This is a genomic window from Natrinema soli (assembly GCF_028618695.1).
Genome location: NZ_JAQIVI010000111.1, coordinates 1 through 732, shown reverse-complemented (window position 1 = coordinate 732; position 732 = coordinate 1). Strand labels below are relative to the sequence as shown.

Sequence of the window (732 nt, the reverse complement as noted above, 5' to 3'; positions counted from 1 at the left end):
GTCGGCGACGCGTTCGCCGGTCCAGTCGCCGGCCTCGTCCTCGAGTCAGTCGCCGGCGCGACGGTCTGCTGTGCGGTGTCGATGACGGTGCTGTACGGCCTCGCCCGGTACGGTATCCATCCGGGACGGCCCACGCCGGAGGAGCGCGTCCTCGCCGACGGCGGCGAAGAGTAAGTTCCCTGGACGAGCGATCCGTACTCGAGACCGGCGGCAGCGCTGGACTTATCCGTTCGAGCGGCATCATTAGTCTAATGACTGAACGGGTGGAATCGGCGGATCCCGCACCCCGATTCGATGGCGGCGATGGGGCAGGGTTCCAGTGGTACCGCACGCTCGTCGACACAATCGCGGAGGGAATCTTTCAGCTCGACGCCGACGATCGGATCGTCGCGGTCGACGATACCCTCCTCGAGCTGACCGGCTACGGCCGCGAGGCGATCCGCGGCGAGCACGTCTCGCAACTCGTCGACGGATTCGGAACCGAGGCGCTCGCGGACGATGACGGGAATGTGGGTACCGATGGGGGCGCGGCTGGTGATGGAGACGCAGGTACCGATGGGGACACGGGGAGGGACGGAACAGCGAGCGATGGCCGGGGCGGCGTCACCTCGACCGAGGGGACGATCCGGACGGCCGCTGGCACCGAAATCCCCTGCGAACTACGGCTCGGGACGGTGCCCGACGACGACGGCCGGCGGGGGACGGTCGGCGTCGTTCGCGAACTCGAGTCGC

1 protein-coding gene and 1 pseudogene are annotated in these 732 nt (G+C 68.4%); both read left to right on the top strand.

Translation table 11 applies throughout. The annotated features are described in order from the left end of the window. Positions 1 to 174: pseudogene (locus PGX04_RS07785) on the top strand (DUF1467 domain-containing protein); the annotation flags it as partial. A gap of 77 nt (positions 175 to 251) precedes the next feature. Then, on the top strand, positions 252 to 732 hold a 481-nt coding region (locus PGX04_RS07780; RefSeq protein WP_273737981.1), incomplete at its 3' end, for a PAS domain S-box protein.